The following is a 14,405-nucleotide window of genomic DNA, read 5'->3' as shown; positions in this document are numbered from 1 at the left end:
TGGCTGCAGGCGTAGCGCGCGGCGCCGGTTATTTCTTGAACAGCATGCGCGCGACGATATTCAGCGCAAGCACACCGACAGTAATCAGGAACACGCCTGCCCAGGCCAATTGCTGCCATTCCGTGAACGGGCTCATGGCGAAGCGGAAAATCGTCACCGGCAGGTTGGCCATCGGCTTGTTCAGATCGGCGCTCCAGAACTGGTTCGACAGCGCGGTGAACAGCAGCGGCGCGGTTTCGCCGGCGATACGCGCCACGGCCAGCAGCACGCCGGTCACGATGCCCGCGTACGACGACTTCACCGTGATCGACATCACCATCTTCCACTTGGGCGTGCCCAGCGCCACGGCCGCTTCGCGCAGTGCGTTGGGCACCAGGTTCAGCATGTTCTCGGTAGTACGCACCACGATTGGAATCTGCAGCAGCGCCAGCGCGCAGACGCCGGCCCAGCCCGAGAAGTGGCCCATGCGCGTGACAACCAGCGCATAGACGAACAGGCCGATCACGATCGACGGGGCCGACAGCAGGATGTCGTTGATGAAGCGGATGAAGCTGGCCAGCGGCGACGTCTTGCCATATTCGGCCAGATAGATGCCGGCGAGGATGCCCAGCGGCGTGCCGACCAGCGTGGCCACGCCCACCAGCACGAAGCTGCCGAAGATGGCATTGGCCAGGCCGCCGCCGGCCGTGTTGGGCGCCGGCGTCATCTGCGTGAACAGGTCGATGGACAGCCCGCCCACGCCCAGCGAAATGGTGGTCCAGAGAATCCACGCCAGCCAGAACAGGCCGAACGCCATCGCACCGAGCGAGGCGGTCAGCGCGATCAGGTTCATGCGGCGCCGCGAACCCTGCAGGCGCTCGCGCACTGCATCGGAATCGGGACGGACGGCGGGAATCGACGAGGTAGACACGGCTTGAGCTTGGTTCATTTGCCACCTTCATTCTTTGCCAGACGCATCAGCAGCACCTTGGACAACGCCAGCACGACGAAGGTGATGAAGAACAGGATCAGGCCCAGTTCCATCAGCGCGGCGGTGTGCAGGCCTGCGCCGGCTTCGGCGAATTCGTTGGCCAGCGCGGAGGTGATGCTGTTGCCCGGCGAAAACAGCGACGCGTTATCGAGCAGGTTGGTGTTGCCGATCACGAACGTGACCGCCATGGTTTCGCCGAGCGCGCGGCCCAGGCCGAGCATGACGCCACCGATCACACCGGCGCGCGTGTACGGCAGCACCACGCGCCACATCACTTCCCACGTCGTGCAGCCGATGCCGTAGGCCGATTCCTTGAGCAACACGGGCGTGACTTCGAATACGTCGCGCATCACCGAAGCGATGTACGGAATGATCATGATCGCCAGGATCACGCCTGCGCACAGCAGGCCGATGCCGAGCGGCGCGCCCTGGAACAGCTTGCCGATCACCGGCACCTGTCCGACCGTATTGGCCAGCGGCTTCTGGAAATATTCGCCGAAGATCGGCGAGAACACGAGCAGGCCCCACATGCCGTAGACGATCGACGGCACTGCGGCGAGCAGCTCGATGGCGGTGCCGAGCGGTCGGCGCAGCCAGGCCGGCGACAGCTCGGTAAGAAACAGGGCGATGCCGAAACTGACCGGCACGGCAATGATGAGCGCAATCAGCGAGGTGACGAGCGTGCCGTAGATCGGCACCAGCGCGCCATACACGTCGGCGGGGGGATCCCATTCCGAAGTCCACAGGAACGAGAAGCCAAACTGCTTGATCGATGGCCACGCGCTGATGGCCAGGGAGACGATGATGCCGCCCAGCAACAGCAACGTCACGATGGCGGCGCCGCGGGTCAGGCCGCCGAACAGGATGTCGCCAAGGCGGCTGGGAGGCCGGACGGCGGGAAGATCGGACGAAGTCGCCATGATGGATCAACCGGTGGGTGAATCGATGCCGCGGCGGCAAACCCGCCGCCGCGGCTGCCTGTCACGCTGTCATCCGGGGACACCCCCGGGCGCGGTGACAAAGCACGCTTCTGGGATCAGTACAGCGCCTTGCCCGAAGCGTCCTTGATGCTGCTCTTCCACGTAGCGCGGATCTGGTTTACGACTGCTTCCGGCAGCGGCACGTAGTCCAGGTCCGAAGCCATCGCGCCACCGCTCTTGTAGGCCCAGTCGAAGAACTTCATGACTTCCTGGCCCTGCGCTGCCTTGTCCTGCGTCTTGTGCAGCAGGATGAAGGTGGCGCCGGCGATCGGCCATGCCGACTTGCCCGGCTGGTTGGTCAGGATCTGGTAGAACGACTTGTTCCAGTCGGCGCCGGCTGCGGCGGCCTTGAAGGCGTCGTCGCTAGGCTGCACCACTTCACCTGCCGCGTTCTTCATCGTCAGGTACGTCATCTTGTTCTGCTTGGCGTAGGCGTACTCGACGTAGCCGATCGCGCCATTCAGACGCTGCACGAAAGCGGCCACGCCTTCGTTGCCCTTGCCGCCCGTGCCGCCGCCCGGCCAGTTGACGGTGGTGCCCTCGCCTACCGAGCTCTTCCAGTCAGGGCTGACCTTCGACAGGTAGTTCGTGAAGATGAACGTGGTGCCCGAGCCATCGGCGCGACGCACCGGCAGGATGTCCTGGTTCGGCAGGTGGGCCTTCGGGTTCAGGGCCTTGATCGCGGGGTCGTCCCACTTCTTGATCTTGCCCAGGTAGATGTTGGCCAGCACTTCGCCAGTGATGGTCAGCTCGCCCGGCTTGACACCTTGCAGGTTGATCACGGGCACCACGCCGCCGATCACGGTCGGGAACTGGACCAGGTTGCCCTTGGCCAGTTCGTCGTCCTTCAGCGGGGCGTCGGACGCACCGAAATCAACGGTCTTGGCGCCGATCTGCTTGATGCCGCCCGACGAACCGATGGATTGATAGTTGACCTTGTTACCCGTTGCTTTTTGGTAGGCGTCCGCCCATTTGGAATACACGGGCGCCGGGAAAGAGGCGCCAGCACCGGTAATTTCCGCCGCGAACGCAGTACTCGCCACAACAATCGATACGATGCCTGCAACGGCAGTCTTGACCAGCTTCATATGTCCTCCAGAGAACATTGGTTGGGAATGACAAATTTTTGACAAGGCGAACTTTATGCTCCCTATATGACAGTTCCATGACATCGCCAAATCTTCTTCCGGCGTGATTTGAAAACACCGCTATTCGCGGCCCCGTCACAAAGTCGACTTGCTGCCGTGCTTTATTAGCCACCCCAATGCGCTATGCCGAGACTGTTGCGCCACGCCCCAATTGCTATTCGCGTGACGGTGAAATATGGCGGTTAATTGCCAAATCGAAGAAAAAAAGGCCACGGCTCCTTGCCGTGGCCCTTTGGTGCGTGCGGCGCCTGCGTCAGGCTGCGCGCAAGGCGTTCGCCAGCGTCTGGGCGGCGCGCTCGGCGGTTTCCACCTGCTCGGCTTCTACCATCACGCGCACGACCGGCTCAGTACCCGAGGCGCGGATCAGCACGCGGCCACGGCCTTCCAGTTCCGGCTCGATCTTCTCGCGCGCGGCTTTCAGGCCGGCATGGCTTTCCCACTCAAACCCCTTCTCCACGCGCACGTTGATCAGCGTTTGCGGGAACAGGCTGACGCCTTCAAGCAGTTGCGCCAGCGTCTTGCCGCTACGGCGCAAGGCCGCCAGCACCTGCAGCGCCGACACAATGCCGTCGCCGGTGGTGTGCCGGTCCAGGCAGAGCAGATGGCCCGAACCCTCGCCGCCCAGTTGCCAGCCGCGCTTGTTGAGTTCTTCAAGCACGTAGCGATCGCCGACCTTGGCGCGCACGAATTCCACGCCTTGGCGCTTGAGCGCCAGCTCCACGGCCATGTTGGTCATCAGCGTGCCGACGGCGCCCTCCACCTTCTGGCCGGCGGCCAGGCGGTCGCGCACGATCAGGTACAGCAGCTCGTCACCGTTGTAGAGCCGGCCGCTGGCGTCCACCACCTGCAGGCGATCCGCGTCGCCGTCGAACGCAAGGCCCAGATCGGCGCGATGCGCGCGCACCGCTTCCACCAGTTTTTCCGGCGCCGTTGCACCGTAGCCAGCGTTGATATTGCGGCCGTCCGGCTGGTTGCCGATTGGGATCACCTCGGCGCCCAGCTCGTGGAATACGTGCGGCGCGATGTGGTACGCCGCGCCATGCGCGCAATCGACCACGATGCGCAAGCCATGCAGGTCCTGCTCGTACGGGAACGTGCTCTTGCAGAATTCGATATACCGCCCGGCCGCATCCTCCATACGCTTGGCACGGCCCAGATCCTCGGAACGCACGCAGGTCATCGGCTCCTCGACCAACGCCTCGATCCGGGCTTCGACTTCGTCGGGCAGCTTGTCGCCCGACGCCGAGAAGAACTTGATGCCGTTGTCGTAATACGGATTGTGGCTGGCCGAAATCACCACGCCGGCCGCCAGGCGCAACGCGCGTGTCAGATAGGCGATGGCGGGCGTCGGCAACGGGCCGGTCATCCGCACGTTGACGCCCGCCGCCGTGAAGCCGGCTTCCAGCGCGGCTTCCAGCATGTAGCCGGAAATTCGCGTGTCCTTGCCGATCAGCACGGTCGGCTTGCCCTGCGCGGTTTTCTGTCCCAGCGCGAGCACCTTGCCCGCGGCATAGCCCAGGCGCATCACAAAGTCCGGCGTGATCGGTACTTCGCCAACCCGACCTCGCACGCCGTCCGTCCCAAAATACTTGCGTGTCATTTCATTCTCCCTGTTGCCCCGACGAGGCAACCGATTCATGGCGAATCGCCCACCAGACCTTGAGGGCGTCCACGGTTTGTTCTACGTCGTGCACGCGCACGACAAATGCGCCACGTTCTGCGGCGCAGACTGCCGCCGCGACGCTTGCCGCCACGCGCGCCTGCGGCGGCTTGCCGCCCAAAATGGCGCCAAGCGTCGATTTGCGCGACAGGCCGGCAAGGATCGGCAGCCCATCGACAGCGAGCCTGGGCATTTGCCCGAGCAGGCGCAGATTATGATCCGGAGTCTTGCCAAACCCAAAGCCCGGATCAAGCAGGATGCGCGATTCGTCCACGCCCGCCGCACGCAGGGTTGACACGCGCTCGCCCAGAAATGTCGCGACTTCGGCCACGACGTCGGCGTATTGGGGGTCTTCCTGCATGGTTTGCGGGTCGCGCTGCATGTGCATGACGCACAGCCCGGCCTGCCCCGCCGCGACGGCCTCGACCGCCCCCGGCATGCGCAAACCCCAGATATCGTTGATCAGATCCGCTCCGCCCGCCAGCGCAGCCCGCATGACCTCGGGCTTGTAGGTGTCGATCGACAACGGTCTGCCGCAGCCTGCCAACGCCTCGACGATCGGCATCACGCGATCGAGTTCCTGATCGAGCGGCAACGCCGCGGAACCCGGCCGGCTCGACTCGCCGCCGACGTCGATGATGTCGACGCCTTCGGCGATCATCTGCTCGGCATGGCGCAACGCCGCGTCGCGCGAAGCATGCTGGCCGCCATCCGAAAAAGAATCGGGCGTCACGTTGAGGATGCCCATCACCAGCGGGCGTCGATTGCGGGCGAACCGGAAACGTCCGCATTGAAAAAACTCGGTTGGCAAGTTCGATGTCCTGAAAAACAAAAAGCCGGTGCACTCGGGCACCGGCTTTGGAGGCTATCAGAATCCGCCGCGCTTGAAACCGTTACAAACGGTCTGTTACGTCGCGGACCCCGAGCGATTACACCGTGTCGTCGATCCGCGCCGTGGCTGGCGCGTTGGTCGGCGCCACCGGGGACCCGCCCGACGGCGTGCTGCCGCCACCGCTCGGGCCCTGCAGGCCACGCGGCGGGCGCGGCGGCTTGCCGGCCATGATGTCGTTGATCTGCTCGGCGTCGATCGTTTCCCATTCCATCAGCGCGTTGGTCATCGCTTCGACCTTGTCGCGATTCTCTTCGAGCAGGCGCTTGGCCAGCGCGTATTGCTCGTCGATGATGCGACGGATCTCGGCGTCGACCTTCTGTTGCGTGGCTTCGGACACGGTCTTCGACGAGAGCTTGCCGAACATGCCGTCCTGCTCGGTATCGACGTAGACCATCGCGCCCAGCGAATCGCTCATGCCGAAGCGCGTGACCATGTCGCGGGCAATCTTGGTGGCGCGCTCGAAATCGTTCGACGCGCCGGTGCTCATGGCGTTGAGGAACACCTCTTCCGCAGCGCGGCCACCGAACAGGATCGCGATTTCCTCGAGCATGTTGTCCTTGTACTTCGAGTACTTGTCATGCTCGGGCAACTGCCAGGTCACGCCCAGCGCCCAGCCGCGCGGCATGATCGTGACCTTGTGGACCGGATCGGCCTTCGGCAACAGCTTGGCTACCACCGCATGGCCCGATTCGTGATAAGCCGTCGCCTTGCGCTCTTCCTCGCGCATGACGGTCGACTTGCGCTCCGGACCCATGTAGATCTTGTCCTTGGCGTCCTCGAAATCCTGCATGTCAACCACGCGCTTGCTGCGGCGGGCGGCAAACAGCGCGGCTTCGTTGACCAGGTTGGCCAGGTCGGCGCCCGAGAAGCCCGGCGTGCCGCGCGCGATCACCGAAGCGTCGACGTCGTTGCCAATCGGCACCTTGCGCATATGCACCTTCAGGATCTGCTCGCGGCCGCGGATGTCCGGCAGGCCCACGTAGACCTGGCGGTCGAAACGGCCCGGACGCAGCAGCGCCTTGTCCAGCACGTCGGCCCGGTTGGTCGCGGCAATCACGATCACGCCCGAGTTGGCCTCGAAACCGTCCATCTCGACCAGCATCTGGTTGAGCGTCTGCTCGCGCTCGTCGTTGCCGCCGCCCATGCCGGCGCCACGATGGCGGCCGACCGCGTCGATTTCGTCGATGAACACGATGCAAGGCGCCTGCTTCTTGGCGTTCTCGAACATGTCGCGCACGCGGGCCGCGCCCACGCCGACAAACATTTCAACGAAGTCCGAACCCGAGATGCTGAAGAAAGGCACCTTGGCTTCGCCGGCGATGGCGCGCGCGAGCAGCGTCTTGCCGGTACCCGGAGGGCCAACCAGCAGCACGCCGCGCGGAATGCGTCCGCCCAGCTTCTGAAATTTCTGAGGATCCTTGAGGAAGTCGACCAGCTCGACCACTTCCTCCTTGGATTCGTCGCAACCCGCCACGTCGGCGAAGGTCACGGCGTTCTGGTTTTCGTCGATCAGCCGCGCACGGGATTTGCCGAAGGAGAAGGCGCCGCCTTTTCCACCGCCCTGCATCTGCCGCATCATGTAGAACCAGAACACGATGATCAGCAACGTCGGTCCGAGGTAGTACAACGCCTGCACCAGCACGTTGGGCTCGTCGTCGGCCTTGCCGGTCACCTGGACGCCGTACTTCATCAGATCGCCGACCATCCAGATGTCGCCCGGCGAGATGATGGTGTACTTCGACCCTTCCTTGGGCGACACCACGAGGTTGCGGCCTTGCACGTCGACACGCGACACCTTGCCGTTCTTGGCGTCATCCATGAACTGCGAATAGGTGACCCCATCCTGGGCGCGCGGTTTGTCGAACTGCTTGAAGACGGTGAACAATACCAGCGCGATTACGAGCCAGATTGCCGCCTTTTGAAACAGGTTGTTATTCAAGGCCGAACTCCTTTGCAATTGCCTTGCCAACGGATAACTGCATTGCATTGTAATGCAGTGCCCGCCCCCGCAGGGAAATCTGAAACTATGGGACTGATAGTGCCCGAGCCGGCGGGTTCCGGGCAAGTCGGGCCTGGATCGCCGCAAAAAGCCAAAAAATCCGTCCCGGAGGCACTTGACGCGTACTGCCGACCTCTTGTCAGTCCACTGACTTCAAGTAACGCCCAAGAATGAAGGTTTCTGAAGACTTGTCGCGCGACGCCTTGGGCTTGCGGCTGGCGACCACCTTGAACTGACGTTTGAACTTCTCCACGATCTGGCTGTAGCCGGAGCCGTGGAAACACTTTACCAGCAGCGACCCCTCCGGTTTCAGGTGAGCCTGCGCAAATTCGAGCGCCAGATCGCACAAATATTCGATCCGCGCCGCATCGGCCGACGCCACACCGGACAAATTGGGGGCCATATCCGAGATAACAAGATCGATTCTCGATCCTCCGGAGGCTTCCAGCACGACCCCTTCCAGCTCCCGGAACACTGCTTCGTCACGGAAATCGCCCTGGATGAACGTCACGTCGGCCACCGGCTCCATCGGCAGGATGTCGATGGCGATCACCGCTCCGTCGATCTTGCCGTCCTGGGCGCGCGGCGACGCCGCCAGCCGGTTGCGCGCGTACTGGCTCCAGCTGCCCGGCGCCGCGCCCAGGTCGACGATGACCTGGCCCGGCTGGATCAGCTTGTCCTGGTCGTCGATCTCCTTGAGCTTGTATGCCGCGCGCGCCCGGTAGCCCTCGCGCTGGGCCATCTTCACGTACGGATCGTTGATGTGGTCGTGCAGCCACGACTGGTTGAACTTGTTCTTGCCCTTGGCCATGAATGAGATTTACCTCTTTGCGGGAGCCCTTGCGTCACCTGCGGTGATCGCATCGCGGCTTTTTCTCCCGATCTTGGTGATCTTTGCCGCCTGCCGGCGACATTTTGGCGGATAATACGCGCCAATCCGATATTTGCGTTCCCAATGCCCGCCCTACAACTCGTTCCCGCACAACGCTCCGATTTGCGCTCCCGCGCGCACGGCCTCAATCCCGTGGTCATGATCGGCGCGGAAGGCCTGACCCGCTCGGTCCTGGCCGAAATCGACCGCAGCCTGGCGGCCCACGACCTGATCAAGATCCGCGTGTTCGGTGACGAACGCGATACGCGCATTGCCATCTACGAATCGATCTGCGACGAACTCGACGCCGCACCGATCCAGCACATCGGCAAGCTGCTGGTGATCTGGCGCCCGGGTCCGGCGCGCCTGGAAGAAAACCAGCCCGAAGACCTCGGCCCGGGCCGTCGCCGTCTTGGCACCGGCACTGCGCCACGCACGGTCACGGTGCGCAAGCCTACCGGCTCCAGCCAGCGCCGTCCGAAAAGCACCCAGGTCCGCGTGCTCGGCAACGAGCGGGTCACCCAGGGCGGCAACGTCAAGCGCGCTCGCGCACGGCCGTCCAGCCAGAAGAAGAAGGCATTGGGTTGATTCCCGGCCGGCTAGCCGGTTCCCGTCGATCATGAAAAAGGCGGCCATGGCCGCCTTTTCTTATGCGGGCGTCACTCTCCGGCGCTGCGCGGCGCACTGGCGCGCCAGACCAGCACCAGCGCCAGCAGGCTCTGCGCCAGATAAAAGACGCTCGACACGCCGTGCAGCATGCCGAACTGGCTCTTGTAGGGCGATTCGGACACGCCCAGGTTCATCGCCTGCGCCTTGACCTTGAGCCCTTCCATGAACGGCTGCACGCCAAAATAGCCCGCCAGCACGCACACCAGCATGCTCAGGACGATCCAGCGCAATGCGCGATAGCGCGCGGCGCCGCGGCGGATCAGCACGTTGCACAGCACCAGTTGCAGCACGCCGATCGTCACGCCCAACATCGCCTCATAGCGAAACAGATGGCCCGCCACCATCCCGGCCGCCTCGCGGCTCGGCAATACGGCAAACAGCGTGGGCGCCACCATGTAGCCCACCGTCCACAGGCTGCCGGCCCAAGCCACTGTCAGCAGCAGGAAGATGCGATGCGGCAGCGGCGGCAGGTTCGAGTAGGAAGACGAAAACACGTCCGTCCCGATCAGATGTAGCGAACGGTGATGACTTCGTATTCGCGCTCGCCGCCGGGGGCCAGCACGACGGCCACATCGCCTTCGAACTTGCCGATCAGGGCGCGCGCGATCGGCGAGCTGACCGAGATCTTGCCGCTGTCCAGGTCCGCCTCGTCGTCGCCCACGATCTGGTAGCTCACGGGCTTGCCCGATTCCAGGTCTTCCAGGTCCACGGTGGCGCCGAACACGATGCGGCCATCGGTGTCGAGCTGGGTCGGGTCGATGATCTGCGCGGCCGACAGCTTGGCTTCCACTTCCTGGATGCGGCCTTCGATAAAGGCCTGCTTTTCCTTGGCAGCGTCGTATTCGGCGTTTTCCGACAGGTCGCCCTGGGCGCGCGCCTCGGAGATCGCGTTGATCACCGCGGGACGTTCGACGGCCTTGAGGCGCTGCAGTTCTTCCTTCAGGAGCTCCGCGCCACGCTTGGTAATCGGAATGGTGCTCATTGTCTCGTTCAACAAAAAAATCAGCCGCAGCGGAGCTGGAGCCATGCCCCGGCAAATCTTGCCGGACGGCACTTCCGCTCAACCGCGGCTTTCAGATGGGACTCCACGGCACATCGGCCCGGGGAGTCGGCGAATTCGACGTAGTGTAGGCCAGAACCGCCGCCGGTTTCAACCCGGCGGCGGCGCCACGCCCCGGTGCGACTGTGCGCACCGCAGCATGGCGATCGGCCTTCAGGCCAGTTGCTTGTGCAGGCCCTGCAGGTCGTAGACCTCCAGGCTCTGCATGTGCTTGAGGCCTTCCACCGCAGCATTGGCGCCGGCGATGGTGGTGTAGTACGGCACACGGTTGGCCAGCGCGGCGATACGGATCGAGCGCGAATCGGCAATCGCCGTGCGCGTCTCGTCGACTGTCGTGAAGACCAGGGCCAGTTCGCCGTTCTTGATCATGTCCACGATATGCGGGCGGCCATCCTTGACCTTGTTCACCACGCGGACGGGAATGCCGGCCGCCTCGATGGCCGATGCCGTGCCGCGCGTGGCGACGATCGGATAACCCAGGTCGTGCAGCATGCGTGCCACCGTCACGGCGCGCGGCTTGTCGCTGTCCTTCACCGTGATCAGCACCGTGCCCTTTTCGGGCAGGCGCGAACCGGCTGCCAGCTGGCTCTTGAACAACGCCTCGCCGAACACCTTGCCCACGCCCATCACTTCGCCGGTCGAGCGCATTTCAGGTCCTAGGACCGGATCGACGCCCGGGAACTTGTTGAACGGGAACACGGCTTCCTTGACGCTGAAGTACGGCGGCACCACTTCCGCGCCAATGCCCTGCGAATCGAGCGACTGGCCGGCCATGCAGCGCGCGGCGATCTTGGCCAGCGACAGGCCGGTGGCCTTCGACACGTACGGCACGGTACGCGAGGCGCGCGGATTGACTTCCAGCACGTACACCACGTCCTCGCCGTCCTTCTGCTGGATGGCGAACTGCACGTTCATCAGGCCGATCACGTTCAGCGCCTTTGCCATCGCGGCGGTCTGGCGCTTCAGTTCGTCAACGGTGGCCTGCGACAGCGAGTACGGCGGCAGCGAGCACGCCGAATCGCCCGAGTGCACGCCCGCCTGCTCGATGTGCTCCATCACGCCGCCGATAAACACGCGCTGGCCGTCGCACAGGGCATCGACGTCGCATTCGATCGCGTCGTTCAGGAAGCGGTCGAGCAGCACCGGCGAATCGTTGGACACCTTCACGGCCTCGCGCATGTAGCGTTCGAGATCGCGCGGCTCATGCACGATTTCCATGGCGCGTCCGCCCAGCACGTACGACGGGCGCACCACCAGCGGATAACCGATTTCCTCGGCCAGGCGCAGCGCCTCGTCCTCGGCGCGCGCGGTGCGGTTGGGCGGCTGGCGCAGACCCAGGTCCTGCAGCAGCTTCTGGAAGCGCTCGCGGTCTTCCGCGGCGTCGATCATGTCGGGGCTGGTGCCGATGATCGGCACGCCGTTGGCTTCCAGGTCCAGCGCCAGCTTCAGCGGCGTCTGGCCGCCGTACTGGACGATCACGCCGACAGGCTTTTCCTTGTCGACGATTTCCAGCACGTCTTCCAGCGTCAGCGGCTCGAAGTACAGGCGGTCCGAGGTGTCGTAGTCGGTCGATACGGTTTCCGGGTTGCAGTTGACCATGATGGTCTCGTACCCGTCTTCGCGCAGCGCCAGCGCGGCGTGCACGCAGCAGTAGTCGAACTCGATGCCCTGGCCGATCCGGTTCGGACCGCCGCCCAGCACCATGATCTTGCGGTTGCCGGTCGGCTGCGCCTCGCATTCGCCATGCTCGGCTTCATAGGTGCCGTACATGTACGCGGTGTTGGTGGCGAATTCCGCCGCGCAGGTGTCCACGCGCTTGTAGACCGGGCGCACGTTTTGCGCCACGCGCGCCTCGCGCACGGCCTTGGCGCTGGTCTTGAGCAGCTTGGCCAGACGGCGGTCCGAAAAGCCCTTCTGCTTGAGCAGGCGCAGCTCGGCGGCCGACAGGCTGTCCAGCGTGCGGTTGCGCACCAGCCCTTCAGTCTTCACGATGTCTTCGATCTGGGCCAGGAACCACGGATCGATGGCTGTCTCGGCATGTACTTCTTCCAGCGACATGCCAAGGCGGAACGCATCGCCGACGAACCAGATGCGGTCCGGACCGGCTTCGCCGATTTCCTCGACCACTTCGTCGCGGTCGGTCGACTTCTCGTCCAGGCCATCCACGCCCACTTCCAGGCCGCGCAGCGCCTTCTGGAACGACTCCTGGAACGTGCGGCCCATCGCCATCACCTCGCCGACGGACTTCATCTGCGTGGTCAGGTGGCTGTCGGCCTGCGGGAACTTCTCGAACGCGAAACGCGGCACCTTGGTGACCACGTAGTCGATCGACGGCTCGAACGACGCTGGGGTCTGGCCGCCGGTGATTTCGTTCTTGAGTTCGTCCAGCGTGTAGCCCACGGCCAGCTTGGCCGCAACCTTGGCGATCGGGAAACCCGTGGCCTTGGAAGCCAGGGCCGACGAACGCGACACGCGCGGGTTCATTTCGATCACGATCATGCGGCCATCGGCCGGATTGATCGAGAACTGCACGTTCGAGCCGCCGGTGTCGACGCCGATTTCGCGCAGCACGGCCAGCGATGCGTTACGCAGGATCTGATATTCCTTGTCGGTCAGCGTCTGCGCCGGCGCCACGGTGATCGAGTCGCCCGTGTGAATGCCCATCGGGTCCAGGTTTTCGATCGAGCAGATGATGATGCAGTTGTCCGCGCGGTCGCGAACGACTTCCATCTCGTATTCCTTCCAGCCGAGCAGCGACTCTTCGATGAGCAGTTCGCGCGTCGGCGACAGGTCCAGGCCGCGCTTGCAGATCTCTTCGAATTCCTCGCGGTTGTAGGCGATGCCGCCGCCGGTGCCGCCCAGCGTGAACGACGGGCGGATCACGATCGGATAGCCGGTACCGCCGGTTTCCTGGGCAATGCGCGACTGCACGGCCACCGCTTCATCCATCGAGTGGGCGATGCCGGACTTGGCCGAACCGAGACCGATCTTGGTCATCGCGTCCTTGAACTTCTGGCGGTCCTCGGCCTTGTCGATCGCCTCGGGCGACGCGCCGATCAGTTCCACCTTGTACTTGTCCAGCACACCGTGGCGATGCAGGTCCAGCGCGCAGTTCAGCGCCGTCTGGCCGCCCATCGTCGGCAGGATCGCGTCCGGGCGTTCCTTTTCGATGATGCGCTCGACCACTTCCCAGGTGATCGGCTCGATATAGGTCACGTCGGCCGTGTTCGGGTCCGTCATGATGGTCGCCGGGTTCGAGTTGACCAGGATGACCTTGAAGCCCTCCTCGCGCAGCGCCTTGCAGGCCTGCGCGCCGGAGTAGTCGAATTCGCACGCCTGGCCGATGATGATCGGGCCCGCGCCGATGATGAGGATGCTCTTTATGTCTGTGCGTTTTGGCATTGCACGCTCTCTTTGTTGGCCGGCGCGCGTGTTCCCGCGCGTCGTACCGGATATCAGGTTTTGACCGTCAGCTCAGGGTGGCCGTGGCCAGCTTGGCGCCGAAGCCGATGAACATCGCGCCGACTCCGCTCGACATGCCCGCGGCAAGGCGGCGTCGGCGTCGGAACGCTTCGGCCAGCTTCGCGCCCACGAAAATGATCGAGGTCAGGTAGGCGAAGCTGCAGATCTGGCAGACCAGTCCAAGCGCCACGAACGACAGCGCCGGATACGCGAACTGCGGATCCACGAACTGGATGAAGAACGAAATGAAAAACAGGATGGCCTTGGGATTGAGCAGGCTGATCACCAGCGCCTTGGTGAACGGATTGGCCGACCGGTCCACCGGCGCGGCTGCTTCCGGCGCGGCGTCGTCGGCCTTGGCGCGCTTCGACCAACTGCGCAGCGCGCCGCGCAGCATCTGCAAGCCGATCCAGGCCAGGTAGCCCGCGCCGACGTACTTGACGACGTGGAACAGCCCGGGGCTGGCCTTGAGCAGCGACGCCACGCCCGCGGCCGACAGCACCATCAGGATCGCGTCGCCAAGGAACACTCCGCACGCGCCCTTGTAGCCTTGGCGCACGCCGCGCTGCGCGGCCACCGACAGCACATACATCGAGTTCGGCCCCGGCAGCAGCACGATGAAGATCGTGCCGAGCGCGAAGGTCCAGAAATCGGTAATGCCCAAGCTGGCGTGCATAAAGGCGTTCATGGCGAG

General features: G+C 64.1%; 12 protein-coding genes. 1 reads left to right on the top strand and 11 read right to left on the bottom strand.

Translation table 11 applies throughout. The features are described from left to right. Nucleotides 1-28: 28 nt before the first annotated feature. The 7 genes from pstA to AC1RKI_RS17545 form a co-directional block, all read right to left on the bottom strand. Nucleotides 29-928, bottom strand: a complete 900-nt coding sequence (gene pstA, locus AC1RKI_RS17575; protein WP_061959258.1) for a phosphate ABC transporter permease PstA — start codon at nt 926-928, stop codon at nt 29-31. Further along, nucleotides 925-1,890, bottom strand: a complete 966-nt coding sequence (gene pstC, locus AC1RKI_RS17570; RefSeq protein WP_061959257.1) for a phosphate ABC transporter permease PstC — start codon at nt 1,888-1,890, stop codon at nt 925-927. The genes pstA and pstC overlap by 4 nt, the downstream gene beginning before the upstream one ends. A 116-nt stretch (nt 1,891-2,006) precedes the next feature. Continuing rightward, nucleotides 2,007-3,038 (bottom strand): phosphate ABC transporter substrate-binding protein PstS, encoded by a 1,032-nt coding sequence (gene pstS, locus AC1RKI_RS17565; RefSeq protein WP_061959256.1) that lies wholly within the window; start codon nt 3,036-3,038, stop codon nt 2,007-2,009. A 313-nt stretch (nt 3,039-3,351) separates the two neighbouring features. Beyond that, nucleotides 3,352-4,698 (bottom strand): phosphoglucosamine mutase, encoded by a 1,347-nt coding sequence (glmM, locus tag AC1RKI_RS17560; RefSeq protein ID WP_061959255.1) that lies wholly within the window; start codon nt 4,696-4,698, stop codon nt 3,352-3,354. A 1-nt stretch (nt 4,699) separates the two neighbouring features. Then, nucleotides 4,700-5,569 carry a dihydropteroate synthase gene (gene folP, locus AC1RKI_RS17555; protein ID WP_492795021.1) on the bottom strand — a complete coding sequence of 290 codons (870 nt, stop codon included), beginning with the start codon at nt 5,567-5,569 and terminating at the stop codon, nt 4,700-4,702. A 118-nt stretch (nt 5,570-5,687) separates the two neighbouring features. Further along, the gene (ftsH, locus tag AC1RKI_RS17550) at nt 5,688-7,589 is read right to left on the bottom strand and encodes an ATP-dependent zinc metalloprotease FtsH (RefSeq protein WP_150981073.1); all 1,902 of its coding nucleotides are present in this window, start codon (nt 7,587-7,589) and stop codon (nt 5,688-5,690) included. 199 nt (nt 7,590-7,788) lie between these two features. After that, nucleotides 7,789-8,460: an RlmE family RNA methyltransferase gene (locus AC1RKI_RS17545; RefSeq protein WP_061960255.1), complete on the bottom strand. Its 672-nt coding sequence runs from the start codon at nt 8,458-8,460 to the stop codon at nt 7,789-7,791. A 144-nt stretch (nt 8,461-8,604) separates the two neighbouring features. Here AC1RKI_RS17545 and AC1RKI_RS17540 point away from each other — a divergent pair, with 144 nt between their 5' ends. Beyond that, the gene (locus AC1RKI_RS17540) at nt 8,605-9,108 is read left to right on the top strand and encodes a YhbY family RNA-binding protein (protein ID WP_061960254.1); all 504 of its coding nucleotides are present in this window, start codon (nt 8,605-8,607) and stop codon (nt 9,106-9,108) included. A gap of 71 nt (nt 9,109-9,179) precedes the next feature. On the opposite strand, the gene AC1RKI_RS17535 is transcribed toward AC1RKI_RS17540, so the two are convergent. The 4 genes from AC1RKI_RS17535 to leuE form a co-directional block, all read right to left on the bottom strand. Continuing rightward, a complete protein-coding gene (locus AC1RKI_RS17535; RefSeq protein ID WP_492795018.1) occupies nt 9,180-9,683 on the bottom strand; it encodes a DUF4149 domain-containing protein in 504 nt (167 codons plus the stop codon). An 11-nt stretch (nt 9,684-9,694) separates the two neighbouring features. Continuing rightward, nucleotides 9,695-10,171 carry a transcription elongation factor GreA gene (gene greA / locus AC1RKI_RS17530; RefSeq protein WP_061960252.1) on the bottom strand — a complete coding sequence of 159 codons (477 nt, stop codon included), beginning with the start codon at nt 10,169-10,171 and terminating at the stop codon, nt 9,695-9,697. Between the two features lie 231 nt (nt 10,172-10,402). After that, the gene (gene carB / locus AC1RKI_RS17525) at nt 10,403-13,651 is read right to left on the bottom strand and encodes a carbamoyl-phosphate synthase large subunit (RefSeq protein ID WP_150981074.1); all 3,249 of its coding nucleotides are present in this window, start codon (nt 13,649-13,651) and stop codon (nt 10,403-10,405) included. A 67-nt stretch (nt 13,652-13,718) separates the two neighbouring features. Then, nucleotides 13,719-14,399: a leucine efflux protein LeuE gene (gene leuE / locus AC1RKI_RS17520; protein WP_061958880.1), complete on the bottom strand. Its 681-nt coding sequence runs from the start codon at nt 14,397-14,399 to the stop codon at nt 13,719-13,721. Nucleotides 14,400-14,405 lie beyond the last annotated feature (6 nt).

It is taken from the genome of Cupriavidus sp. GW822-FHT06G04 (assembly GCF_058799075.1).
Note: the sequence above shows the minus strand (reverse complement) of the source record. Positions and strands in the feature narration are given on the sequence as shown.

Coding starts and splice junctions, on each gene's coding strand:
- pstA (WP_061959258.1), bottom strand. CDS start 928: ATGAACCAAGCTCAAGCCGTGTCTACCTCGTCGATTCCCGCCGTCCGT.
- pstC (WP_061959257.1), bottom strand. CDS start 1,890: ATGGCGACTTCGTCCGATCTTCCCGCCGTCCGGCCTCCCAGCCGCCTT.
- pstS (WP_061959256.1), bottom strand. CDS start 3,038: ATGAAGCTGGTCAAGACTGCCGTTGCAGGCATCGTATCGATTGTTGTG.
- glmM (WP_061959255.1), bottom strand. CDS start 4,698: ATGACACGCAAGTATTTTGGGACGGACGGCGTGCGAGGTCGGGTTGGC.
- AC1RKI_RS17545 (WP_061960255.1), bottom strand. CDS start 8,460: ATGGCCAAGGGCAAGAACAAGTTCAACCAGTCGTGGCTGCACGACCAC.
- AC1RKI_RS17540 (WP_061960254.1), top strand. CDS start 8,605: ATGCCCGCCCTACAACTCGTTCCCGCACAACGCTCCGATTTGCGCTCC.
- greA (WP_061960252.1), bottom strand. CDS start 10,171: ATGAGCACCATTCCGATTACCAAGCGTGGCGCGGAGCTCCTGAAGGAA.
- carB (WP_150981074.1), bottom strand. CDS start 13,651: ATGCCAAAACGCACAGACATAAAGAGCATCCTCATCATCGGCGCGGGC.
- leuE (WP_061958880.1), bottom strand. CDS start 14,399: ATGAACGCCTTTATGCACGCCAGCTTGGGCATTACCGATTTCTGGACC.